Raw genomic sequence first — 25,965 nt, forward strand, 5'->3', positions numbered from 1 at the left:
GCTTCAAACCGCAGTGTGCGTGAGGATACTTGCAATACAAAGTAAAACCTATGGAACTATTAAACCTTATGCGATTTTTACATTTAATCTTAATATTAATAATTATGACTATTTCTAATTTATCTTTAGCTGCAGAACCACCTCAAATTGTATTAAACAATAATCAAAATAAGCCTAAACTGCTTTTTATGGCGGGCAGTAGCCGCACAGAGTCTGTAAATAAGAAACTTGCCTATAATGCTTTTGAAATCGCCAAAACTCTGGGTGCTAATGCCACTTTTATTGATTTAGCAGACTTTCCGCTACCTATATATGATGGTGATTTAGAATCAAGTCAGGGGCTGCCTAGCAAAGCTATTGAGTTAAAAAAAATATTTGCAGAACATGATGGAATTTTCATTGCGTCTCCTGAATATAACAGTTCAATAACTCCCCTATTAAAAAACACATTAGATTGGATATCAAGAAGCCATGAAGCAGGTGAAATGCCTAACAAAGTATACAATAATAAGGTAGTAGCCTTGTGCTCTGCTTCTCCGGGTCACTTAGGAGGACAACGAGGGCTTATTCCCTTACAAATGATGTTAACTAATATTGGTGTGATTGTACTACCTAAAAAGGTTAATATTGCAGAAGCATATGCTAAATTTAATGAAAAAGGCTTGCTTAATGATGCACAAAAAATTCAAGAAATAGAAGCGCTACTCAAGGAATTTATTCGGATCACTACTGCAGTAAAAAATAGACCTGCTGGGAAGTAGTATACTCATTTGATCTCTCGAAGTAGATTGATAACGCTAATTCTTGAAGTTGATTCTATCCTCTACCAACTCTTTAAGTCATAGGAGTATATACCACTAAATATCACCACTAATTATTATGGGGATTCATCAAGCTGTCCATTCCATTCGTACACACCTCATAGCCATGATAATTGAGCATATCATTAAAATCATTAGGGGCAGCAATATCCTCTACACATGAAAGACCTGGAGAATCTTCCGCTTGCTCTGCAAACTTCTGAATGAAATTCATAGCATGATATATTTTGGCATCTTTTTTAGTTGTTGTTTCTGCAGAGTAATTGTCTGAATTGGTATTATCGCCTTTTTCTAAATCAATATCATCTCGCTCCTGTTTGTTTTTATACGAATTAATGCACCCTCCTATTCCAACTGCAATGGAGAATATCATTACACCGCCTACAGCCGACACTACAATAATAACATTCGAGGTCGGGGTTGTCTTGTTATTATTTGAGATAAAAGCTACCTCTTCAACAGGGGTGCTGTTAGTGATTTGGGAGTGCAATAGCGTATTAATATTATGAATATTAGCCAAATCAGAAGCGTCAATATTACTTGCTGACGTAATATCTATTGGCTGACATCCTCTATTAAGGCCCTTGACAAATGCTTCTTGTGGAACGTATATAGCGCGAAACCAGTTATTCCAGCTAGCTGGGCAATTATATTGTATATTATCAGTCTCTCCCCTTATGCTCACTACAATATCTATATTAGTGTTTTGATAGTTAGTATGAGAAAGCTTACAAATTTCTTGATTACATACCGCTTCTACCTCTTTAAAAGATGTTGCGTCAATAGTAGCTGGTTTAATAGAAGTAGAAGAGGTAGTGGTAGAAGGGGTGTTAAGATGGGCCTTAGGGGTAGGAACTTGTAACCCACTAGAGGAGTGGGAATAAGAGGGGGTGGCAATAAAGATATGGAACCCTTCATTCTTGATAATAAGGGGGAGAGATTTTCGTTATACTAGCATTGCTCTTCATTGGCCTAGGTTGGGCTACGAAACTTATTGTAACAGTTTTGTTACTAACCGCAGCATAAATGAGCTTTTCATCAATTGGCATATAAGTTACTTCCGGACACGGAGTGAAGTGGTCTATCATTATAGATTCTCCTCGCTCTAACTTTTCTATAAGCAGAGATTTCCATAGCGGCCCTAAACACCCGCGTTTGTTAGTTATAATATTATCTTCTACTATTATAACTGGCAAGTATCATTGTTTCTCAGCATCCATACTGTTTGTAAAGTGAGCTTTCAACAGTTTACACTTCTGTGCTACACAATTTGCTATTATTTGCAAGGGCTCAGCAAAAGCTGCAGCAGGACTAGGATTTTGACATTTATTATTTATGAAATCCTTAAATTCGTCTTTGTTATAGGCTGCTGTTAAGTGTTGCTCACATTCCTTATTTTTTCTTGCTCTTAATTGTTCTGCTGCGGTGGGTATATTGCTTTTACATTTTATATCCTCATTAACACAGTGTCTATTATGATACTCTTCCCAGCATTGCTGGTACCGTGTATTGCATATCTGCGCATTAGAATGGATACTACTAATTTTATTATCCCTTACGCATTCACTATAGACATTTTGACACTTTAATTCCCCTAACCGTCTTATATGATTATTACATTCTCGGAACTGAGTATCACATTGTAGATAATTTGCTTCTACCTTATTATCCCTAACACATATCAAGTAATTTTGCATTACCGGCTTAATAGTGACAAAATAATATGTTAAAAGAGCCCCGATAATATAAATAGGTTCACCATTTAAATGCTGATCATATCTATAAGATAAGTCCAATATCTCATTAAACTTAGAATATAAATTTGGGTGATTCCTAAAAAATTCTTGAGCTTGTTGACAATAATCGGCTATTTTCTTCGGCTGCTCATAAATTGCTACAAACTCGGCAATACCTTCCCTAAATATATTGCTAGGTATAGTATTCTGAAGAAATTGCAGGTGAATGGCATGCCCAAATTCATGCATTGGTGTTAGTGGACCTGAAACAATATCCGCAATTTTTAAGCTACAATTAAAGCTATTAATATCTCTATTTATATGGGCAGGAGAGTAAAAACCCAGGCGATTGGAAATGTGATCTAGTGGTACAATATGAATGGTACAAACTTGTGTAAATGTTGACGATATAGAGGGGGCAATTTTTTCAGAAAATATCTTTTGAGCTTCTCGATAATATACGGCCATCCTTCTTTCGTCACTATGAGAAGCAAAGTTTTTGCAGTACCCGATAAAGTTTTCCTCATTAATACATGGAATATTTGGGTCGGGATCTATATTATAACGATTATAATTATTTGCTACATTCGTGATATTCGCTGAATTTGTTAACGAAATTATCTCTAGCTGGTTTGTATTAGCTAAATATCCATTAGCAATTGAGGGTTTTTTAAAATCATTAAATTGGTTCTGATCTAGTCTAGCAATATTTTTTTTACTCTAATTGGCTCTACATATGTGGTGTTAAATAATTTTGAGTGATTATTGTCATGATCATACTCATGTTTTAAGTATAACCGCAATTCAGAATCCTTATTTAATTTTTGGCCTTTGGTTTTTTGATGTTTAGTAGCATTAATAGGTTGATGTGAGTTAACTATCGTATTATTAGATTGAGCTTCTGAGATATTTTTATATTTTATAGAAGGTTTAAGTTTATAGTGTAAAGGGTTAATATTAGATATATTAACTTTTGAGTCATGGTCATGTTTTGAAATATTATAAGAAGCAGATATAAGCTTTGCCCGGACTGGAATTTCTTGATCTTTGGTAGTCATTTTAGGGGTTAAATTTTTATGAATAGCAGAGGTACTCGCCGCCTTAACGATAGTGGTATTTCCCTGCGATCGAGGCTGAGCCTTAGCACCATTATGGGCTGGTAAATGCTGTATAGGGGGGTGGTGAGTCCCATTATGGTAATGCTGTATTTGAGATTTAAAGGTATAAGAAAAAGTTGTATTCTCTTTATGTTGTGCCGTACTAAAGGCGGCCTTGTTTTGGTAGTTAGAGGATGTAGGAATTGAGTGATTACTGCTACTTACTCCTCCAACGGAGTGGAAATAAGCCATCACAGAGACATTAGCATTATTAACAGTATTATTAGTAGGCATTTTAGTAATTTTATTCTGAATTAATATTCATACTTTATGTAGGTGAGTAATACCATTTCCGAAAACTAATTAACACTAGGAGTACGAGTGCCCGCTACCTGCGCGTACATATTAGTACGTGAGGAGCAGAAGATCATGAAGTACGACGAACGTAGATAATTAGTTTTAGGAAATGGTATAAGGGGATAAAACAAGAAGGCAATATATAGGCATTAGCCTTACTAAGCAACTAATAATTAGTAAAATAATTAATATTTATTAATTATTTAAATTAATAAATATTTGGAACAAAGCGAGATTTCAGCTAATTGCTGTCATTTATAATTTACAGCTTCAATATCAGTTGCGAAAGAATTATACTCAAACGCCCGAACTGTTCCTCTTCTAAAAAAATTCTTATCAGTATTTTTCCTCTCTAAGTAAAAATTCATTGCAAAAAATCAACCTGTATATAATATTTCTGCAAGCCACTAAAAATGGTTAAAGAATGCTTATAAAATTAATGAATAATTAATGAACATAGGATGGGTTTTTATAAAATCTAGCTATCACCGGAATCCAGCTCTTGAAAGGCAAAAAGTATATCCTCAAAACTTGAGCTCATCTTCTGCATTCTTGCCTATATGTGGCAAATTAAAGTAAGAGAAAAAAATGGTCAAAAAGATTAAAGATAATAGACTTCTGGCAGAATTCACTCTAGCGCAGGAATTGGCAGGAGGGAAGGCGCATAAATTACCACCTCGAGTAGAGTTTCAAAAGAAGTCTATTATAGAAGCTGCTTCTAATAAGCTGATAACTACAGAAGATATAACCTTTCAAGACAAGCTATTATCTGGTCAAATCTTTCCGTTAATTGCATTAGGAGAATGCTCCACCATCCACAAAATTATTCCGTTAATTCACTGCGATATAGCAAATAATAATATTCATATACCAGAAGAGGCGCAAATCCAATTAATGGAATATAGAAAAATCTTAAAAGAACAAATAGGATATGTGATTTTAGTTGATAATTCTCAACAGGCATTACTTAGCAGCCAAAAACAAATTGGCATCTTTGCTTCTTTCAAAATGTTTACGGCAGAATATCCTGCTATATCTTATTATTTGAATATTGTGCCAAAAAAAATGGTAACAATTTCATCAATAATAAAACATAAAAATAAACAGGATGACTTAGTTGAAGTATGTTTTTGTATAATTGATGCGGTTGAATATATAGTCAATAATCAGGAAAATTTAAGAAATTTAATAATTAATTGTTCAAAAATTTTCAATGAAATACACAAATTAAATAATAGTTCTGAGTCAATTGTCTTTAATGATACTATAGGCAATAATGTGGATTATGTAATAAATATCAGTAATAAATTAATTAAGTTAATAGAATGTACAGATTTACTGAAAATTAACCAACTTGAAAAAAGATTTGAAAATATTGAATCTAAATTATTAGAGCTTCTTGATCTTAAGAAAAAACAAGTTTTAGAAAATGTTAACAAAAAAACAAATAAACATATTCAAGAGATGCAAGAAGTTCCAAAGGGTTTCTCTATTATATTATTTGAAGATATTATCACTGAACATTTATCATTATTGATCTCCAAAAAGATATATCTTACTTACTACAGTATATTAATAGCCGAACAAATTGAAAGGCTTTATTATAGTGGTAATAAAAGTTTACTACTAGTCGAAGGAACGCCCCCTATTTACTCTTCTAACGCAAATAAGGTACCTTCTATATTAACTGAAGTTAATAATATCAGTATTCGCAAAGATAACGGTACCCATATATATATAACCCCTAAACAAAGAGTAAGAATAGTAGAAATAATATTAAAAGATGGTATATTTTATGGCAAATCTAAAGCAATTATAGAATCAACTTTAGATAATACTGCACAATTAAAGCCATTACTAGATAAGCTAATCACCCTATATTATCAACTCACTAGCAGCCTATCAAGACAATAGAACTATTCCTGTCTTTAATGGCATTTTTACTAATTTAGAGAGTTATGCTATTAATGTTAGTTTTTATATAGCCAACTCAATCCTGGGATATCATTATTGTTCTGCTGAAACAGATAATATAAGAAAAGAATTTTGTAGTAAGAACACAATAGAAAAAATCTTATATCTTATTAAATATATAGAATCCTCTCCAAACAACCACACCTCTCCTGTTAATACTAGTGCTTTTACTACGAGTGACCAATGGTTACAAGATGCTGATTTTTTAGAGCTAAAGCGCTCTGCTTTATGTGAAACATGTAAATTGTCTCTGCCCGAAGACATGCAAGATATAGAAGATCTAATAACCTATCTGCCGCTTTCCACAGAAGCAAACAATATAGCTATTAAAGAATTTAATATCATTAAATCCCTGGGCGTCAATAGTGAGGACAAAGCTAAACATCGTAAATATTTACATAATATACTTAAACTACCCTGGGGTAAGTATGATAATGTTCATATTGATCTTAAACAAGCAAGCACAATTTTAGATCAAGAACATTATGGTATGGAGGAAGTAAAGAGTCGTATCTTAGAATGTTTAGCATTTCTCCCCCGCTCTGATTTGGCTAAAACTCCTATCATTTGTTTAGTAGGCCCTCCAGGGGTAGGCAAAACTTCTATCGCTAGATCTATTGCTAATGCTTTAAACCGTAAATTTATTAGCCTTTCACTTGCTGGCAGTGATGATAGCTCGTTAATTCGAGGCTTTATGCACTCCTATGCCGATTCTCATCCTGGCAAAATCTTATCTTCAATAACTGAAATAGGTACGAGTAACCCAGTGATGCTTCTGGATGAAATTGATAAGGTTAATAAATATAGAAGTAGGGGAAACGGTTTAGAATCAGCACTACTTCAGCTACTAGATCCTGACCATAATAGTAGATTTACTGATGATTATTTTGATTTCTCCTTTGATTTATCCAAGATCTTCTTCATTGCGACTGCTAATTCATTAGAGGAAATTTCTTTTCCACTCATTAATAGAATGGAGATTATAGAACTTAGTGGTTACACTATTTCAGAAAAAATACACATAACGAATCAATATTTAATTCCTAAGATATTAAAGGAAGCCAATCTTATTGAATCCCAAATGGAATTTGATAATAAACTTATTAAATATTTGATTAATCATTATACCAAAGAATCCGGGGTTCGGGATATTGAAAAAATCTTAAGAATCTTGATACAAAAATATTTATTAGATGAAATTAAAGGAAATAAACCAGTAATTAATGAACAATTGATAGAAAAATATTTTGGTAGTAGGCAATACAGCAATACTCCTATAGATCAAACAGCAAAAATTGGCACAGCGATAGGACTAGCCTATACTGCAAGCGGCGGTAGTACCATAACCATTGAAGTAGAGAAATTTCCCGGGGATGGGAAAGTTAAGGCAACTGGTAAACTCGGGGAAGTATTGAAGGAATCAATAGATGCGGCCATTGCCTATCTTAAGGCTAATGCTAAAGAATTAGAAATTAGGCCACAAGTTTTTCAAAATAACGACTTGCATATTCATATTCCAGAAGGGGCAGTTGCGAAAGATGGTCCTTCTGCTGGGATTACAATTTATGTAGCCTTGATATCCCTGCTCACTAACAAGAAAGTCCAGCAAGATATAGCAATGACTGGTGAATTAACTTTAAAAGGCAAAGTGCTAGCTGTAGGAGGATTAAAGGAGAAACTTTCTGCAGCAGTGAGAGACAATATTACCACAGTATTTATCCCTGCAGGTAATCACAAAGATCTATTAAAAATTCCTCAAGAAATTAAGGAAGTATTAACTATAGAGACAATATCACATGTAGTAGAACTTAAGAATTTCCTTTTTGGTAAGCGAAAATTTTTACAATAATTCAACTAAAAATGTTGACACTGATAATCTAGATCTGTTCTAATCAAATTGCAATCTATAAACGAAAAAGATTGGGTAGCACAAATGGCAGAAGCAGATAACAACACAACGTTAAAAATCAAAAAAGAACTTACTGAATTAAAAGCTGCATTTAATAGCCCTACTTCAAGATCTAAATTAATTACCATGTTAGCACGCGTTGCTAGTGTAATTTTAGAGGCTAGTAGATTAGGTTTGGATCTTCAGATATCAGAATTATTACAGGCCGTAGAAACACAGGTCAAAAATTATGAAAATAAACCAAGAATAGAAATCTATAATACAGCACAAGACAAAGCTGCTGCAGAAGAAGAGAAACTATTGTTAAAAGAAGCGGCAGAAATAGTAAAGTTATCCAGAGAATTTACCGAAGCTATCACAACAGAACGAAATCTTTTGCGTGATATATCAACCCGTATAGCAAAAGGCGAGGATATCTCACAAAAAGAATTAGATCAATTCTGTAATCACAGAAAGATAAGGCAAGCAAAACAACAAGCATGGCATTATTGTTACCAGAAAGTGCAGATACGTGAGCAGGTATTTGTAGTACAAACAACAACCCTGAAAAATGTTATAGATGATCCAAATGTAGCGGCATATAAAAAAGAGGCTGCAAACCAAGAATTGGTTAATATTGAAAAACAACACGGGCGGTTTGTACCCCTGTTAAAAGTAGTAAGTAAGGCACAAAACTCTTTTGATGATATTCAGCATGATGTGGTACAGAATAGCCATGTGTTAACCCAAAGTATTAATAACCTACCAAAGTCTGATCCTAGAAAAACCAAGTTGGTACAATTTGCGCAGTTAATAGCAGAAGAGTCTAACGCTGAAATCAGCAATAAAACACTGCCTATTAGTACAGATCAAGCAAAATCTTTTAGTCAAGCAGAGTTACGGCAATTAGGTAATAATATTAAAACTAACTTATTGCGCTCTAACGGTCATCACAATATAACCCTGTCTGCTTTGAGATATAAAGTAGGAGGCGAATCCAAAGGTAATAAAGGAATAAAATAGAGTACAATTATGGTTAACGCTGAATTAGTAGAAACAAGACAATTATATATTCAGGATAAGGAAGGGAATTTAGTGCCTCGTACCCCTATTAAAGCATATAATCATGCTCTAATGGCATTAGGTATGGCAGAAACCTTATTAGACTTCGAGAAATTTCCAGAAGCTAAAAATGGTTTTGCAGTAGCAGAATTCGAATTCAAGGAAGCATTAATATTTGGGGTACCTGCTGCTGCTACTGCTCTAGCCTATATACATAATTACAGGTATTCTTATCTAGGGTTAGCACAAGATGATGAGATGGTAAAATTATATATAATCATAGGACATATATTAGAAAATAAAATATGTACTGATTTCATGAATGGCAAGAATCATGAAATATATAATATGGCAGATTTTTTAGAAAAGAATCCTAGTAGTAAATCATATTCTCAAGACATATTTAGCAAAGCTGAAAAATATGCCCAAGCTGTTAAAGAAAATCGAAACAAATATGGAATAAATCCATTATTAACTACTGATCATGCCAATGCTGTTATTAATTTTTTCAAATGCGACCCATCCCATGCTATTAAAATTTTTAAAGGATTTGAGCAACATATACCTGACACCAGCATGCCTACTAGCACTAACGCAAACACTACTGAAGGAGCAAGTGCCGGGCTGCTGCAAGTTCCTAAAGGTAATACTTTATATGTAACTCCTGATACTTCTTCTGGCTATCTGTCAACTGAACATAGCGAAGCTGCTTTCCTTCCCCAGGATAGAGAAGGCCTAATTCCTCAAACAAGAAGCATTGTTCTGGTATCTTACGTTCCAGAAATACAGCCAGAAGTGGCCACAACCGGAGAAAATTGTCCTTGCTGTAACTATTGTAGCATTATGTAGACCACCCACTAAATAATTATTTATCACCAATTAAATACGAAGCAATGCAAAATCGCTTTAAAAAACACTGTCCAGAAAAATGTTGAACAGATCATACAAGTGCTATTGACATTATTTCTTATTAATGGTACAGTGTAAAATGTGATTTAGGATATAGTTAGGGGAAGCCGTAATGTCTTGGAAATGTGAGCTTAGTGGAGTTGGGGTTTTATATGGTAATAAAGTATCTCACTCTCAAAGAAAAACTAGAAGACGCTTTGAGCCTAACCTACGAGTTGTGCGTTATCAAAGTGAGCTTACTGGTCAGGAATATAAGCTTCTGGTGAATGCAAAATGTATGCGTACAGTTGAGAAAGTCGGGGGTTTTGATGCATATATGCTAAAGGTATCAAGTGAACTACTTTCCGATAAAGCGCAAATTATTAAGAAAAGAGTAATCGAGAAAAAAGTTGGTACTATATAAATATGAACTTTGCAATTCATCCACAATATAAAATATTAAAAATAATCATTGGTAGTGATTTTTTTGAAACTAATTCTGCGGGAGAGGCAGATGAGATTTTAATGGATGTTGATTATAGAAAACACCCCGCGTGGACCAAAGAAGCAGGCAATGTTGTTAATCAATCTAATAAAAATATTAGTGATTTTAATAAGAAATTTGCTGGCCTTAATTTTGGTAAAAAATCAGAAAGTTAATAGCTTACTAAGAGAATCTTGTTTTTATTTCTGGAAAAGATATTCTTAACTTAATGGCTTCCAAGAGCTAGATTTTATTTGGCAGGGGGTGAGCGCGCGCAACATACACTTAAGTATGTGAGCATAGCCAAATTTCTGATAAAATGAACAAACAACTCTTGAAAGCTAAAGAGCATATATCAGTACTCAAGGTAATAATTCTTCAATTTTTATTTGAACTACAGATAAGTGATGCTATTTAAATAGTGTCACCTTATATTTCAAAAATACTAAGTTTATCGTCGTGGGGTGGAGCAGTTTGGTAGCTCGTCAGGCTCATAACCTGAAGGTCGTTGGTTCAAATCCAACCCCCGCAACCAAATCAATTACTCCTTTAAACCAAGTCTTTTCTAATAGAATCCTTGATTATATCTTTTGTTGTGATATTTCCTTTTATATAACCTTTGAGAAATTGACACATTTATTTGGACATACCCTAGCTTGGCACAGCTTTGTTTTTTCTTCAAAATTCTAAAGGGCTTTTTAGGTCTTATGCAGAAAATCTAATATGGTCGTCAATTTTGTAGCAAAGATTGTTTAGAGGGACAAATTCTGATAGCAGAGCCTATACATCTCTTCTTCTATTTGTAACATTTTAGGTATTTTGTTTCTAAAATACATACTAAGAGTGATAAAACTGGCAAAATACTCTTTGACTACTTTGCGTATTTGCTCAGCAGATTGGAAATCTAAAGTTTGCATATTATGAAATCTATCAAATAGCTTAATTAATAAAACATTATATTTTTTTTGGCTCCATAATAATTGAATCAGCTTATTAAGCAGCCTATCTGAGTAGTAGCATGGCTCAAGTTTGGTGTGCCAACTGTTAATATCTTCCATAAAATATTTTAATAATGTTACACGCAAGCGGCTAATTTATATAAATTTTGTGGTGCTAGGTTGTGTTGACAAAATTTTTTTGATTCTTTTTAATATGCTTTTCTTACGAATATAGGCAAACTTTTTGAAATAGGCGGGTTATTTACTTACAAAATTTCCCTATATTTTCGGTACAAATCTGCTTAAAAAAAGTCTACTAAAAATTTTTATTACCAGAACTTAGAACTCCAACAAGTGAAGTACTATAGAGTAGGGATATTTTGAGGTTTCAAAAAGCAAAAGACCTTTTGATAGCTTCATTCACACTTAATTTGGCTAATGCAAAAGCATCTCCTTGCTCGCTATTGTTTTGATTATAACACTAACAATATAGGTGAGTTTTACAAAAATACCATAATATTTTAAACTATTTGCCTGTATTTACAAGAACAAAATGCTAAAAAAACTTAAAAATTTCTACAGAACCACTTATAAGTAGGTTACTGTTTAGATTCAGTGTCACACTGCCCTATTAAATTTGATTATTAATATTTTTTCTTAAATTCCTCTAAGATATTATTAATAGCATAACATTCTAGCTCTGGACGTTGTTCTATTAACTGTTGAATTGATTCAAAATCATTGTCTTCTGAAGTTATTTGTGTGCTTTTTTGGATCAGTTTAATAAGGAGTAAATCAAACTTATTGTTAATGTTATGGGCAGTAACGGCTAATTCTTCTGCTGTTTCGTGGATCCCTATTTTCAGGATCTACGTTTTTAAACCCAATAAAATTTCCGTACCTTTTTAAAATTAAACCATTTTAATCTCTCTTACGTCGAATTGAGGTTAATTAACTTGCAATTGGGGAATGAGATTAGGTATACTTCTGTAAATTTGGCTTTTGCCTTCCTAAGTAAAAAACTTAATTTTGGATTAAAATGTCCTACCATTTCGATGTTGCTAAAAGAGTTATCCTAAAAGAATCTGAAGCATTAATTGAATTATTGAATAATTTACCGAATGATTTTAGTACAGTAGTAAATCACATTATTGATTTTAACGGGCGAATTATTTTAACAGGCATAGGAAAAAGTGGTTATATAGCACATAAAATAGCTGCAAGCTTTGCTTCTACTGGTACTGTATCTTTCTATTTACACCCCGCTGAAGCCAGTCATGGAGATCTGGGAATGGTAACAGACGGTGATTTGATATTTATGTTATCTAATTCAGGTGAAACAAAAGAATTATTTGATATAATGAAATATTGCAAGAGGTTTTCTATTAAAATAGTTGCTATGACGATGAATGCAAATTCAACTATAGCCCTCAATAGTGATTTTTTATTATTGATACCCAAAATCAAGGAAGCTTCTGTAATTGCTGCTCCTACTACTTCTGCTTTAATGATGTTATCTCTTGGAGATGCGCTTACTACAGCTGTACATGAAGCAAAAGGTTTTTCGGCAGAAGATTTTTATGTATATCACCCAGGAGGCAAGATTGGTACAAATCTTATAAAGGTCGAAAGTTTAATGAGGATAGATGAGCAAATCCCTTTAGTATATAACAACACCTCTTTTACTGATACAATATTAATTATGAATCAAAAAGCTTTGGGATGTGCGGTAGTAGTAGACAATGATTTACAACTAATTGGTATTATAACAGATGGGGATTTACGTAGACATATTAATGATAAAATAAATATGAAATATGCTTGTGATGTAATGACTGCTAATCCTTTATATATTTCTCCTGCTAAACTGGCAGTTGAAGCATTAGCTATGATGAATAACAAATCAATTACTAGCTTACCGGTGGTTAAGGAAGAAAAGGTGATTGGTATTATACATATGCATGATCTATTGCGCGTAGGGATTAATTGATGAAAAATAATATTACTAATACTGTAATTTTACGTAAATATATCCGTTACAAACGTTTAAATGGCTTATCGAAAATTTTAACCTTATTAGGGGTTTTATTAATTTTATATTTTATATATATAAGTTTAAAATGGCCTATTAATATTATTGCAGTTCCACAAAATGACAATATAGAGGAAAACGTTATTGCAGGTGATAAGCAATCACATTATCCAATAAAAATTGGCGGCTCTACTTTTAGTGGAGTCAACAAAAATCTAAATCCATATGAGATTAATACTACTACGGCTGTGCGAACTACAGATAATAATTATTTATTAGAAAAAATTGCTGCTAAATATCAAATGAACAATGCAGAAGAATTAATGGTGAGTGCAAAAGATGGAATATTAAATGAGGCTACCCAGGTATTAGAATTAAATAATAATGTACAATTTCTTTTAGGGGATGGGATTTTAGCCACTCCAAAAGCTCAATTAAATTTACTAAATAAGGAAATATATAGTGAAGCAGGAGTAGTATTATTCTTTAAAGCTTCTAGCCTTAAGGCTAATAATTTTAGTGCTACCCATAATAATATGTTACTCAATTTTAGAGGACAGGTATCTACTAGTATAAATATTTCAGATTTCTAGGTTATGATCCCATAGCTGCTCAACTGAAAATTACTTTTCTACAATAGCTAGATTCGTAATGTTGGCAATTATGATGTGCAAGTTTAATTTTTTAATGAGTTATACTCGATCAACTTCAAGAACTAACGGAGGTACGCGCCCTAAAGGTCGAAAAGATAGCCACGTACTTATATGTACTGCTTGCGCTACTTAAGGCTTTCTACTGATAGCTCTTCTTGAAGTTGATTCTATCGTTTACCAACTCTTCAAATCATAGGAGTATATATATGTTCAATAAGTCGATTGACAATAATAATGTTACTATTTTACCAAACAAGCCTCACCCTTTCCACATTGTTGATCCTAGCCCATTACCAATTTTAACTTCCTTTGCGTTATTACTTTTGTCGGCTGGGATAATAATGTTTATGCATAATTATAAATTTGCTAAATATATTCTTAGCGCTGGAGCTTTGTCAGTAATTTATTGTTTATATTCCTGGTGGAAAGAAGTTATTAGAGAAGGTTTAGTAGCAAAATGTCATACTCGTGAAGTACAAACAGGTCTCCGGATAGGTATGGCTTTATTTATTCTCACGGAAATAGCATTTTTTGCTGTATTTTTTAGTTCCTTCCTAAAAACAAGTGTTTTTCCAGCAGGAATATTAGAGGGAGTGTGGGTAATCAAACCTGGCATATGGCCCCCTGCATCTATTCAAACCTTTGATCCATTTGATATTCCTTTCATTAATACCCTAATTCTTTTGTTATCAGGCACAACTGTTACCTGGGCGCATTATGCTCTTGAAGACAACAATCAAAAAGATTTTTTGCAAGCTCTTAAGTATACTATAATATTAGGAATCTTGTTTAGTGTGATGCAAGCGTATGAGTATCATCATGCAGCTTTTAGCTTTAAAGATGGGATATACCCTTCTAATTTCTATATGGCCACTGGTTTCCATGGAGCGCATGTAATAATAGGGACTATATTTTTAAGCATTTGTTATCTACGAACCAAAAGAGGGGATTTTGCTCAAGGCAATAATCATTTAGGTTTTGAATTTGCCGCTTGGTACTGGCATTTTGTTGATGTAATATGGCTCTTTTTATTTATTTTTCTATATATTCTCGGAAGATAAGCAAGGATAGATTTTCCTATTAAAGCTGGGCTTAAGTTTGTTAAATAATATTATTTAATTTGTTGCTAAAACAGCACGTAAGTGGATAGTTTAAGTTAATTACTTCATTAGGGAAGTTTAAATACATGTTAACTCTTGAATGAGACGTAAGTAATGGATAGAATCTGCTTCATGGAAGAAGTTAGTTTAAACAGAGGTAAATTTATGAATGGTAGCTCTTATACTCAACAATTTGATAATGTTTTTATATGGCGTCTATTTTTTATGTTATGTAGTATTGCTCTAATAATTACAGCGTCCGATGCTTTTGCTGCTGATGCTACGGATGATCCAGTCGGTGCAGCGTTTTGCAAACTGATCAACATATTTCGTGGTAAAACAGCTAGAGGGATAGCGATAGTGGGAGTAGTAGTCTTAGGTATTCAAACCTTAAGAGGACAACTAAAATGGGAAGTAGCTTTAGTAATTGTCACAGGAATAATAATATTATTTAAAGCACCTGATATTATCAACTTGGTTGCGTCAGATGACGCCGACAAATGTACATCAGCAGCAGCACCAACACCATAACTATTGTTACTCAATTTCTTAAAACAAAAAAAGCCTATGTTGCTAAAACAGCACGTAAGTGGAGATTCTAAGTTAATTACTTCGTTAGGGAAGATTAAATACATATTAACTCTTGAATGAGACGTAAGTAATGGATAGAATCTGCTTCATGGAAGAAGTTAGTTTAAACAGAGGTAAATTTATGAATGGTAGCTCTTATACTCAACAATTAGATAATGCTTTTATATGGCGTCTATTTTTTATGTTATGTAGTATTGCTCTAATAATTACAGCGTCCGATGCTTTTGCTGCTGCTGCTACGGATGATCCAGTCGGTCAAGCGTTTTGTAAGATGATTCACATATTTCGTGGTAAAACAGCTAGAGGAATAGCGATAGTGGGAGTAGTGGTCTTAGGTATTCAAACTTTAAGAGGACAACTAAAATGGGAAGTAGCTTTAGTAATTGTCACAGGAATAATAATATTATTTAAAGCACCTGATATTATAGATCTGATAGAGCAAGATAAAGATGCTAGCACAAAATGTCAAGACGTAGGAACATGATCATAAATATTGCTACCTCAATTTCTTAGAAATACAATAATAGCCTAATTGTAATATAATTAGGCTATATAATAATATAAAAGCCAAAATTTAGAACTAAGATCACTTTTAGTTTGAGGTAAGAATATTATATCTTACGCTAAGGGATTACTTAAATAATTCTTAGTCAAATTAATATAGTTTAGAGTATTATCTAACATTGCATTTAGTTCTTTGTCTGTTAAATATCTAGTGAATTTAGCAGGAGCCCCCATCCACAATTCTTTTGATTTTACAATCTTGTTGGGCGGCACTAAACTGCCGGCAGCAACAAACCCATATGGTTCGATGACAGAATAATCCATAATAGTAGCTCTCATTCCGATGAAAGCATTATTCTCGATAGTAGCGGCATGAATAAGGCAACAATGTCCTATAGTAATATTGTCTCCAATTATTACTGGCCCATTAAATCTCGAAGTATGAATAACAGTGCCATCCTGGATATTAGTATTACACCCTACTCTAATAGGCGCTACATCCCCTCTTAGTACACAATTATACCAGACGCTTGATTTATTTCCTATAATTACATCTCCTATTATGCATGTATTAGCAGCAATATACGCTTCTTTATCAATGCTGGGAAAAATATTATTATAAGAAATTATTTTAAATGACATGATAATTACCCGAGCAGCATACAAATTTTATTATTTAGCCAAAGTAATTTAACTTCTGTGAATATTTCTATATAATGAGTAGATTTACAGGCATTTTCGCTCGCAAAACGGCAGTGCATTAGGGTGCATGTGAGGGTTCGAGAACGAAAATAACAACAAAAATCGACCATTAGATAGAAATGTTCACAGAACCTAGTTAAGAATACTTGGTTGATGATATATACTCGATGAACTTCAAGAATTGGCATCGTCTCGTGCCATAAAGATTAAGAGGGCAGCCACGTACTTATATTATGTATGCTGCGCTCCTTGCCTTTGGCATTTCTAGTTCTTCTTGAAGTTGATTCTATCGTATCCAACTTCGGGTACGAATAGTATATTCCACATTAGCAGAGTTAAAATTCGATATAAAAATATTTACTTATTATATCGAGCTGAACTTATTTATAGAGCGCAAAAATTGGCAATACTCTATCTGTTTCTTACTAATAAAAGTTTAAATTACTTAGAATCTATCCATGATATATTACCATCTCGCCGATAATAAATAACATTAATCCGATTAGTATTGATATTTTGAAACATTAAAGCTGGAAGATTTTCAAGATCCATTTTCATTACTGCTTCACTTACTGATAAATTCAATATTTCTATAGATTTTTCTGCTATAATTACCGGATTATCTGCTATAGATACCTCTTCTTCGTACTGACTATGAGGGGTAATGACATACTTCACTGCTTTAGGCGCTAGCTCCGATATTTTAATTTTTTCATGGCGATCTTTAAGCTTAGATTTATATTTCCTCAATTGTTTTTCCAACTTGGAAATTGCTATATCAAATGAAGAATATATTTCATCAGAAGTGGCATTGCTCTTTAGTAGCATATGCCTACTAGTGCCATCATTAACTATGATATCACAAATAAATTGAAATCCATCTTTAGAAAAGTGAATATTTGCGCTAATTGCATTAATAAAATACTTGCCAGTTATTTGTGAAGTACGGTTTTTAACATAATCCTGTAAAGAATTGCCTACAGAAATATGCTGACCTGATATTGATATCTGCATAAATTTTCCTTAAGATAATTTAGTAAAAATTTTAACACTAACCAGCAACTCAATATACTAGCATAATTGACGAATTGGTAAGTAAAACACTAGGTTAATACGCATAAATAAACAGTTTGCATTAGAATGCGAATATTTTACAGTTGTAGAACACCAATTCTTGCAAGCCAACTGAGTATAATGAGAAAGAGTGGGAAACTAGCTTATTCTCTTTCAAACCAAACTTATAGTTCGCAGCAAAAAAGAGCTAAATCAATAGTAATTATTAACCTATTTTATCAAAAATCAAATATATTGATAGTATAAAATAACTCACTTGATAGAATAGAATTTTGTTGCCTATCAAGTTAGGTAACAATTAATTGCGCATTATATAGTAAGTTATATAATAAGTTCCCTTGAATTAAGAGACTAAGTAACGAGGAGTAAAGCCTAACTCGAGAACAGGAAGAGATATTGTCGCTAATTCAAATCAATTCACTATATAGTAGTCATGTTTATTTTACTACTATTAATTTTAATAACTGATGTTACGCAGTAGTATAAATCAGTATCTAATAATTAGCTGAAGTAGTTGAGATTTAATCTTACATTTAGTAAAATAAACAAATTATTAAATGGAGATTAAAATGAATTTAAATCAGAAAATAATAAGACCAAAAATAGGATTACTTGAACTAGCAAAAAGCTTAGGAAATGTATCTAGTGCATGTAAGACAATGGGGTATAGCAGAGATAGTTATTATAGATTCAAGGAATTATATGAGAATGGTGGCGATGAAGCCTTGTATGAAATAAGCCGTAAGAAACCCATATTGGCTAATAGAGTTGATCCTATTGTAGAGAAAGCGGTATTAGACATGGCAATAGAGTACCCCGCTTATGGTCAACTTCGTGTATCGAACGAATTAAAAAAAGATGGGATTTTAGTATCTCCCGGCGGCATTAGATCTATCTGGCTTAGGAACGATCTCAATAATCTTAAGAAACGGCTAGTAGCTTTAGAAACTAAAATGGCTCAGGATGGCATTATACTTACGGAAGCTCAATTACGTGTCTTGGAGAATCGTAAGAATCTTAAAGAGGCACATGGGGAAATAGAGACAGAACATCCAGGCTATCTTGGTTGTCAAGATGTTTACTATGTTGGCAACTTTAAAGGAATAGGTAAGGTTTATGGTCAAACTTTTATCGATAGCTATTCCAGGGTGACGGATGCCAAATTATACACAGACAAAACAGCTATAACCTCTGCTGATATGTTAAATGATAGAGTTCTACCTTGGTACGAAGAACAAGGTATTCCTATACTACGTATATTAACTGATCGTGGTACTGAATATAAAGGAAATATAGAACATCATGCCTTTGAATTGTTTTTAAGTATTGAAGGAATAGAACACACCGTTACAAAAGCATATTCCCCTCAAACTAACGGGATATGTGAGAGGTTTCATAAAACCATGAAAAATGAGTTTTATGATACTGCAATGCGTAAAAAGATTTACAATTCACTTTTTGAATTGCAAAAAGATCTTGATACCTGGTTACGTTATTATAATAACGAACGTCCTCATTCTGGTAAGTATTGTTATGGTAAAACGCCTATGCAAACCTTTAAAGATAGTAAAAAATTAGCGTTTGAAAAAAATAATGAGATCTTGTATCTTGAACACTTATCTGACAGTCAAAATTTATCTGACAATCTAATAAGTTAATTTATGGGGTCTGTAAGATCAAATCTTGACTTCTACAAATTAGCTTAATTAAGGACACGTCCTAGGCTGGTAAACTCATGTTAATTTTCAGTCCATAAATTTCTCTCCTAATAATTCACTCTTTTCATTCACTAACCTTTTTTGATAATCATAATTCGGTGAATAGTAAATTTTATCCACTATTTGAGATACAGGGGAACTATTATCTTCTATTCTGTCTTGCAACGAATAAGTAATATTTTGTAGTTTAGGAAAATTTCCAGGATAAAAATCCCCAGGATAAATAGTCTTTTGATCATCAAAATCAATTTGACAACCTACTGGCTTTTGATCAGTCACTATATCTTTATCTTCTATATAGTTATGCTTAAGATCAAGCTTTATAAGCCTAGTATTATTTAATATATTAATAAGCCTTTTTGCTCCTTTAGTTGTTATTTCATTATCATTAAGATTTAAGTGTGTAATATTAGTTCTTGGTAGTACAGCAACAAGTGCCTCAATATCTAAATCATTTATGTGATTGTTTTGAAGGTCAAGATGTTTAATCTCAGTATCCTTTAATATATTAGCAAGTTGCTTCATATCATCATCCTCCTCTCCTATACGGTTACATGCTAGATTAAGATATTCAACTTCAATATACTTGAATATAAAAGTAAGAGCTGTAATATCAAAACTATCTCCCGCATTATTTTCTAGATCAAGATATTTAATTCTAGCACTTTTGAATGTAGACTCACATTCCTCAATAAAATGAAGCTCCTGTTGGACGAATGTATTGATGTAGTTGTGTTTAAGATCTAGGTGGGTAATGCTAGTATCTTTTAGTAGAGAAATAAGTGTATTAAATTCTTTATAATATATGTCGTTACTGCTAAGATTTAAGTGTGTAATACTGGTATTGTTTAGTAAATATATAAGCATTTCTATATCTGAACCTTTTATTCCCTGGTTTTGAAGATCAAGATGTGTCATGTTGGAATCTTTTTGTAATATAGAAACAAATGTCTTAATTGGAATGCTATACGGCTCTTCATCCTGTAGATCCGATTCTTCATACATACCACATACACTACCACCATATCCACTTTCACTACTCCTCTCATCATTACTATCTGGGTATAAAGATTCTTCTATATCTACTAGTTGAGTATTAGCCTCATCATAAGGAATCATATTATTATCTATCTCCTTATGCTGATCTTTAAAATTAATGATAATTTTAGTGTTTGCTTGTATAGAAATAAGTGTCTTAATTCCTGTATTATCTATAATGTTACCGTCCAGAATAAGCTGTGTAATTTTAGTATCTTTCAATATCAAAGCTAGCTCTATCGCTCCTGAATTTCTTATCTGGTTGTATGCCAGATTAAGCTTTGTAATTTGAGTGTCTTTTAATACAGAAGCCAGTGCTATCGCTCCTGAATTTCCTATATGGTTGTATTCAAGATTAAGATCTATAATTTGAGTGTTTTGTAGTATAGAAGCAAGTGACTTAATTTCTGCATCGCCCATACTGTTATATCCAAGGTCAAGGTATGTAATTTTAGTATCTTGTGGGAAAGTAAGTGTATTATTTTCAACACTTGGTATACTAGTATCTCCTATATCATTACCTGATAGATTAAGATCTATAATTTGAGTATCTTTTAATATAGCAATAAGTGTTTTAACACAATCCTCTGCTATTTGGTTGCCTTCTAGATTAAGGTGGGTAATTTTAGTGTCTCTAAGTGCAAGAGCCAATATCTCAATCTCTTTCTCGCTTATGTAGTTACGTTTAAGACTAAGGTGTATAATATTAGTATCTTTTAGTAAAGAAATAAATATCTTATAAGATTCCTCATTAGTATTAAGAGTTAAGTGTGTAATATTATGTTCTTTTAGTATAGAAATAAGTGTTTCAATGTCTGAATCTTTTATTTTTTCGTCTTGAAGATCAATAGTAATGGGTTCGTTTCGTTGTATAGAATTAGCTGTTTTAATTGGAATTCTCCATGAGTCTTTATCGCTATTATTAACTTGCATATTCAATTGGTGGATATGTTCTTCATTTAGTTTAATATCTTGCCCCCACGATGATATTTTTTGTTTAGATTTAGATATATCATTACTACTATCTTTACTCCTATGATCATTATCATTTAATGTATCAGCTATTTGCAATGATGTATTGTCTTCTGCTCCTTCTTGAAATTGATATGTAGTATTTTGTGCTTTAGGGCAACTATCAAGATCACTACTATTAAGATCATGAATATTTTGATCACCAAAATTAATTTGGTACTCTTCTAGTTTTTCATCAACCAATACAGCTGTGTCAATGTAGTTCGATGTGTTATCTGATTTATCTGAATACCAGTCAATATCTTGATAGTGGGTGGTTACTGTTACTGCCTCTTGAAATATATCTGGGTGCAATAGCTTTTCTAATAGTTCGATTGGGGACCCGGGTATTATTGTTGCATTATTCTTTATTACTTCTAAAATATTTGATTTTTTAGCGTTTTGGACACTCTGATTACCCCTGTAATTATTATCCATATTATCAAGTGGTAGATCGATGAGTAAGATTTCAGCATATTGTTGATTATGATCTTGATAGTTAGTTCGTATATTTGCTAAATATTGCTCTTGAATCTGTAACGCCCTAACAGCATCTATATATATCCTGTCATTAATATTAACTAACGGTCGAGATAGTTGATTTACTTCAATGATATTAACTGTTATAACTTCAGCAGCATAATATGCAGCATGTTCTTGGTAGGCAAATCGGTAATGCAACTGTGTTGCCTCAATATCTTGTGTTATTAACCATGTCACCTCTGATCTTAGAGCAACTGACTCATTAGCCATTCTAACAGCCTGCAGTCTGATGTTGATAATAAATGGATTTAATATATCTAATATATATTTATTTAATAGATCATAAACACTATGTAGAGTAGTGTTAGTTCTTATTGACGGCATTTTATATTGCAAATGTGATGCACTACCAAATAATGCAATGTAATGCATCCTTTTAGTACGTATTTGTATTTCTATCTTCTGGGAATCGTTAACTATTACCGTATGTAGTGATTGATAACCACTTTTCTTAGGAAACTTAATAAAATCTTTATATCGTTTTGGAATATGTTTATAATTATTATAAATAGTATCCAAGATTTTATAACATTGATCTTCTTCCTCTACTATTACTCTAATGCCAATAATATCAAATAATTCTGTTACTTTACTAGACTTCTGTACTATCTTCTTAGCAATAGAATAGCAAGATTTAACTCTCCCAGATATGGTATATGCTATGTCCACAACAGATAAAATATCATGCAATGTATTAATGGTGCTAATAACTAACTGCTGTTGATTAGGATATTGTTCTGTTAAACGAGTGACTATCAATTCTCGTAACTGTGGCTGTAATATTGTTAAACAAACATCTTGCAATGCAGTTTTAATGTTCTCTATTGTTACTTCTTGAAATAATGGTACATATATCTTACTTATTTCATCGATAGTTAAATAACATTCAATATCTGATACTTTTGAGTCAAATATTATTTGATTCAGTAAATATGCAAATCTGATTAATAAGATCCTTATTCCTATATCAGGTTCTAATGATAATAATAACTTGAGAGTCTCCCGTATTGTATCACGGCGATATGTGTTGTGAATTTGAAAAAGCTTAGTTAATGCATTAAATATCTTAGATATTTCCGTATTAAAACGTTGAATTTTAGAGGCCTTTAAGTTAGCTGTTGCAAAACTAAAGAACAATAATGCTGCAACAGTAGCACTGGTATCAGGGTATACTGAGGTGATAGTTCTTGCTATTGCTATGAATTGGTGATTATTATCTCTGTGATGCTTTATGGCAAAATTAAGTGCCTCCTTAACTTTTACTTTATCAAAATTAGGGTCATTTCTTAATGCTGCAATAATATCTTGATAGTTCATAATTTAAGTTTAGGTAGCTATAAGCCCTAGGAATCTGTTGGGAAATAGCAAATATCTTAAAAAATAAAAAAATTTACCGTATCCCCTACGGCTTGTTTTATAAAACAGATCACTTGTTTCATTTCTAAAATCCATTTCATAAAAGTGCCAATTTTTTAGTTGGTTACATAATTTAATTGTTTCATAATGATCGAAAAACAAGTAATGCTAAATCACTATCTAATTAACAATATAACTGCCCTAGATACTTTTAAGCTCTGCTAGTTGTAAATGTTATTGGTTTGATGCTGAATTGGTGCAAGCATTTGCTTCAGTATTTTTAGATACTTTAAATTAGATTATTGTTGAATTCTATCATAAATCCAGTGGTTCTATTCAAAAAAGTGGATAAATTATAGATTATATATAAAAATTTCTATTATTTTTTTGGTATTTTATTAACATTATTGAAATAATGTGGAAGCTCAGCTTCCATTATTATCTCTTTACCAAATATTTGTTCTGGTAAAACTACTTTTTTTGCATGTAACAGCATTTCTTTGGATAGAGCTATTGCTTCCAGACTACCATATTTTTTATCTCCTATTATTGGGCAATTTAGCATTTTAGCATGAAACCTCAACTGATGCATTCTGCCGGTAAGTGGGACAAATTCTATTAATGATATTTTTAAATTACTTATAGAAGACAGGCCTAACACTTCCAATAATCTATAGGAAGTTATAGCTAACTTACCATTAGCCGGGTCATCTTGCACAGTTTCATATACCCCATCCCTATTTTTGCCTATCATACCTACAATTTGCCCTTCATTTTTGGTAAGATTACCTAAAACTACAGCAATGTAAGTTTTCTGGATAATTTTTTCTTGGAAAGATTTTACTAACTTTATACTACTAGAATAATTTTTTGCTATTAATAATATACCAGAAGTATCTTTATCTAATCTATGCACTAACTTAAATTCCCCTCCCCTACTATTTAAGTATTGGAGAGCATCATCAATAGATAAGCTAATTTTGCTGCCGCCTTGAGTTGCAATCCCCTCTGGTTTATTAATAGCTATCAAATAATTATCTTGATAAATTAGATAATCTTTTAATAACTTACCCGCTAATATAATAGCTGAGTCAGAGAAATTTTTGCTAGTAGCTTTTTGGGGGTTAAGATGTAGAGCAGCATCTAGAAAAATCTTATCACCTACTGTTATTCTTACACTTGCTTCTACCTTACATGCATTAACCATAATCTTTTTGTGGCGTAAACTACGCTCAATTATTCCTTGTGTAAGACCAGGATATAATCTTTTTAAGTAACGATCTAACCGACAGGGTGATGCAGCATTGACCTCCAATCTTAACATATTTGTTTTATTCCCTTACTCTCTTCAGTACTCTTCAACAAAAAATAGCACCAAGATATATAAGATAATAATATAACAGCAAAAATTTGGTGTACTAAAGCTATTAAGATCGGCCTTGAATATAGAATTAGTATGATGCCAGCTGCCATTTGTAACGTTAATATGCTTAATATACTATATGCCACTTTCTTTAGTTTAAGATGGGCTGTTTTGAACAGGCTAATTGCTAAACACATTGTGCTAATGCACACAATATACGCCCCAATTCTATGGATAAATTGAATAAACACCGGTTGGCTAAAGCTTTGTATATTAAACACGGTAAAAGTGACTTCTTCAGGTATAAAACTATTACCCATTAAGGGAAAACTATTATATATTAAACCTGCACCCAACCCTGCCACTAATCCTCCTACAATAATTTGGAGATACACTACCGTAAGAGATAATAAGCACCAAAATTTTTGATTGCTTATCCTAGTTTTACAGGAAATAAGCAGTATATCAAAATTATTTTGCATCAGCTGATAGAATAATAAATTATAGATGAGCACCGCAATCACTAAATGCGCACTTAAGCGGAAGTGGCTTACATGAGGCGATACAATAAGGCCGCTTTTGACCATATACCACCCCATAAATCCTTGCATAAAAAATAATATCAATATTATAAAATATATCAGCATGGCTTTTTGATCGATTTTCTTATTTAGCCACAAATATAATAAGGGTAATGCATATAATAAGCCCATCAGTCTAGCAGCCAAGCGGTGAATAAATTCAAGCCAAAAAATAAACTTAAATTCTGCAAGTTGCATCTGAATATTGCGCTGCTGATATTCAGGAAATTGTTGATATTTGATAAATTCATCCTGCCATTGCGCATCATTAAGTGGAGGAATCACTCCTACTACTGGTTTCCATTCAACAATTGCTAACCCCGCATCACTAAGCCTAGTGATCCCTCCTAATAAAATCATTAATAATACCATTAAGCAACATGCAATTAACCAGCTTTTGATTGATAATTTTTGTTGTAACATTGTTTGTAAATTGTAATATAGACAAGTGTTA

Annotated in this window: 23 protein-coding genes and 1 tRNA gene; 14 read left to right on the plus strand and 10 right to left on the minus strand. The window is 32.5% G+C overall.

Annotation, left to right across the window (positions count from 1 at the left end; genetic code table 11):
- Positions 1 to 104: 104 nt before the first annotated feature.
- Positions 105 to 761 (plus strand): NADPH-dependent FMN reductase, encoded by a 657-nt coding sequence (locus ACFELV_RS02640; protein WP_375326636.1) that lies wholly within the window; start codon positions 105 to 107, stop codon positions 759 to 761.
- Between the two features lie 109 nt (positions 762 to 870).
- On the opposite strand, the gene ACFELV_RS02645 is transcribed toward ACFELV_RS02640, so the two are convergent.
- From ACFELV_RS02645 to ACFELV_RS02660, 4 genes are all read right to left on the minus strand, one after another.
- Positions 871 to 1,506 carry a hypothetical protein gene (locus ACFELV_RS02645; protein ID WP_375326637.1) on the minus strand — a complete coding sequence of 212 codons (636 nt, stop codon included), beginning with the start codon at positions 1,504 to 1,506 and terminating at the stop codon, positions 871 to 873.
- 229 nt (positions 1,507 to 1,735) lie between these two features.
- Positions 1,736 to 2,017 carry a hypothetical protein gene (locus ACFELV_RS02650; protein WP_375326638.1) on the minus strand — a complete coding sequence of 94 codons (282 nt, stop codon included), beginning with the start codon at positions 2,015 to 2,017 and terminating at the stop codon, positions 1,736 to 1,738.
- A gap of 3 nt (positions 2,018 to 2,020) precedes the next feature.
- Complete coding sequence (locus tag ACFELV_RS02655) at positions 2,021 to 3,025, minus strand: hypothetical protein (protein ID WP_375326639.1); 1,005 nt, start codon at positions 3,023 to 3,025, stop codon at positions 2,021 to 2,023.
- Positions 3,026 to 3,252: 227 nt separating this feature from the next.
- The gene (locus tag ACFELV_RS02660) at positions 3,253 to 3,948 is read right to left on the minus strand and encodes a hypothetical protein (protein WP_375326640.1); all 696 of its coding nucleotides are present in this window, start codon (positions 3,946 to 3,948) and stop codon (positions 3,253 to 3,255) included.
- Positions 3,949 to 4,599: 651 nt separating this feature from the next.
- Between ACFELV_RS02660 and ACFELV_RS02665 the strand changes: the two genes are divergently transcribed.
- The 7 genes from ACFELV_RS02665 (at position 4,600) to ACFELV_RS02695 (ending at position 10,842) form a co-directional block, all read left to right on the plus strand.
- A complete protein-coding gene (locus tag ACFELV_RS02665; protein ID WP_375326641.1) occupies positions 4,600 to 5,925 on the plus strand; it encodes a hypothetical protein in 1,326 nt (441 codons plus the stop codon).
- Between the two features lie 322 nt (positions 5,926 to 6,247).
- Positions 6,248 to 7,834: a S16 family serine protease gene (locus tag ACFELV_RS02670; protein WP_375326642.1), complete on the plus strand. Its 1,587-nt coding sequence runs from the start codon at positions 6,248 to 6,250 to the stop codon at positions 7,832 to 7,834.
- Between the two features lie 84 nt (positions 7,835 to 7,918).
- Positions 7,919 to 8,896, plus strand: coding sequence for a hypothetical protein (locus ACFELV_RS02675; RefSeq protein WP_375326643.1), 978 nt, complete (start codon positions 7,919 to 7,921; stop codon positions 8,894 to 8,896).
- Positions 8,897 to 8,905: 9 nt separating this feature from the next.
- Positions 8,906 to 9,784 carry a hypothetical protein gene (locus ACFELV_RS02680; protein ID WP_375326644.1) on the plus strand — a complete coding sequence of 293 codons (879 nt, stop codon included), beginning with the start codon at positions 8,906 to 8,908 and terminating at the stop codon, positions 9,782 to 9,784.
- Positions 9,785 to 9,956: 172 nt separating this feature from the next.
- Positions 9,957 to 10,247: a 50S ribosomal protein L28 gene (rpmB, locus tag ACFELV_RS02685; RefSeq protein ID WP_375326645.1), complete on the plus strand. Its 291-nt coding sequence runs from the start codon at positions 9,957 to 9,959 to the stop codon at positions 10,245 to 10,247.
- Between the two features lie 2 nt (positions 10,248 to 10,249).
- A complete protein-coding gene (locus ACFELV_RS02690; protein WP_375326646.1) occupies positions 10,250 to 10,483 on the plus strand; it encodes a 50S ribosomal protein L31 in 234 nt (77 codons plus the stop codon).
- A gap of 282 nt (positions 10,484 to 10,765) precedes the next feature.
- Positions 10,766 to 10,842: transfer RNA gene (locus ACFELV_RS02695), tRNA-Met, on the plus strand.
- Positions 10,843 to 11,059: 217 nt separating this feature from the next.
- Here ACFELV_RS02695 and ACFELV_RS02700 read toward each other — a convergent pair.
- Positions 11,060 to 11,365 (minus strand): hypothetical protein, encoded by a 306-nt coding sequence (locus ACFELV_RS02700; RefSeq protein ID WP_375326647.1) that lies wholly within the window; start codon positions 11,363 to 11,365, stop codon positions 11,060 to 11,062.
- 919 nt (positions 11,366 to 12,284) lie between these two features.
- On the opposite strand from ACFELV_RS02700, the gene ACFELV_RS02705 reads away from it, so the two are divergent.
- The 5 genes from ACFELV_RS02705 (at position 12,285) to ACFELV_RS02725 (ending at position 16,105) form a co-directional block, all read left to right on the plus strand.
- On the plus strand, positions 12,285 to 13,235 hold the full coding sequence (locus ACFELV_RS02705) for an SIS domain-containing protein (protein ID WP_375326648.1): 951 nt from the start codon (positions 12,285 to 12,287) through the stop codon (positions 13,233 to 13,235).
- The gene (gene lptC / locus ACFELV_RS02710) at positions 13,235 to 13,870 is read left to right on the plus strand and encodes an LPS export ABC transporter periplasmic protein LptC (RefSeq protein ID WP_375326649.1); all 636 of its coding nucleotides are present in this window, start codon (positions 13,235 to 13,237) and stop codon (positions 13,868 to 13,870) included. Before ACFELV_RS02705 ends, lptC begins: the two co-directional genes overlap by 1 nt.
- A 266-nt stretch (positions 13,871 to 14,136) precedes the next feature.
- Entirely contained in the window at positions 14,137 to 14,991 is an 855-nt protein-coding gene (locus ACFELV_RS02715; protein WP_375326650.1) for a cytochrome c oxidase subunit 3, read from the plus strand.
- 204 nt (positions 14,992 to 15,195) lie between these two features.
- Positions 15,196 to 15,561: a TrbC/VirB2 family protein gene (locus tag ACFELV_RS02720; RefSeq protein ID WP_375327494.1), complete on the plus strand. Its 366-nt coding sequence runs from the start codon at positions 15,196 to 15,198 to the stop codon at positions 15,559 to 15,561.
- A 181-nt stretch (positions 15,562 to 15,742) separates the two neighbouring features.
- Positions 15,743 to 16,105, plus strand: a complete 363-nt coding sequence (locus ACFELV_RS02725; protein WP_375327495.1) for a TrbC/VirB2 family protein — start codon at positions 15,743 to 15,745, stop codon at positions 16,103 to 16,105.
- 134 nt (positions 16,106 to 16,239) lie between these two features.
- Here ACFELV_RS02725 and ACFELV_RS02730 read toward each other — a convergent pair whose 3' ends face one another.
- On the minus strand, positions 16,240 to 16,767 hold the full coding sequence (locus tag ACFELV_RS02730; RefSeq protein ID WP_375326651.1) for a gamma carbonic anhydrase family protein: 528 nt from the start codon (positions 16,765 to 16,767) through the stop codon (positions 16,240 to 16,242).
- 501 nt (positions 16,768 to 17,268) lie between these two features.
- Positions 17,269 to 17,841 (minus strand): ribosome hibernation-promoting factor, HPF/YfiA family, encoded by a 573-nt coding sequence (gene hpf / locus ACFELV_RS02735; protein WP_375326652.1) that lies wholly within the window; start codon positions 17,839 to 17,841, stop codon positions 17,269 to 17,271.
- A 629-nt stretch (positions 17,842 to 18,470) separates the two neighbouring features.
- Here hpf and ACFELV_RS02740 point away from each other — a divergent pair.
- The gene (locus tag ACFELV_RS02740) at positions 18,471 to 19,559 is read left to right on the plus strand and encodes an IS481 family transposase (RefSeq protein WP_375326314.1); all 1,089 of its coding nucleotides are present in this window, start codon (positions 18,471 to 18,473) and stop codon (positions 19,557 to 19,559) included.
- Between the two features lie 87 nt (positions 19,560 to 19,646).
- Here the strand turns inward: ACFELV_RS02740 and ACFELV_RS02745 are convergent, their stop codons facing one another.
- The 3 genes from ACFELV_RS02745 to ACFELV_RS02755 all read right to left on the minus strand — a co-directional run bounded on the left by ACFELV_RS02745 (position 19,647) and on the right by ACFELV_RS02755 (position 25,934).
- Positions 19,647 to 23,528 carry a hypothetical protein gene (locus ACFELV_RS02745; RefSeq protein ID WP_375326653.1) on the minus strand — a complete coding sequence of 1,294 codons (3,882 nt, stop codon included), beginning with the start codon at positions 23,526 to 23,528 and terminating at the stop codon, positions 19,647 to 19,649.
- A gap of 418 nt (positions 23,529 to 23,946) precedes the next feature.
- Positions 23,947 to 24,891, minus strand: a complete 945-nt coding sequence (locus ACFELV_RS02750) for an RluA family pseudouridine synthase (protein ID WP_375326654.1) — start codon at positions 24,889 to 24,891, stop codon at positions 23,947 to 23,949.
- A complete protein-coding gene (locus ACFELV_RS02755) occupies positions 24,885 to 25,934 on the minus strand; it encodes a COX15/CtaA family protein (RefSeq protein ID WP_375326655.1) in 1,050 nt (349 codons plus the stop codon). The genes ACFELV_RS02750 and ACFELV_RS02755 overlap by 7 nt, the downstream gene beginning before the upstream one ends.
- Positions 25,935 to 25,965 lie beyond the last annotated feature (31 nt).

The organism is Candidatus Tisiphia endosymbiont of Nemotelus uliginosus (assembly GCF_964264835.1).
Classification (GTDB): Bacteria; Pseudomonadota; Alphaproteobacteria; order Rickettsiales; family Rickettsiaceae; genus Tisiphia.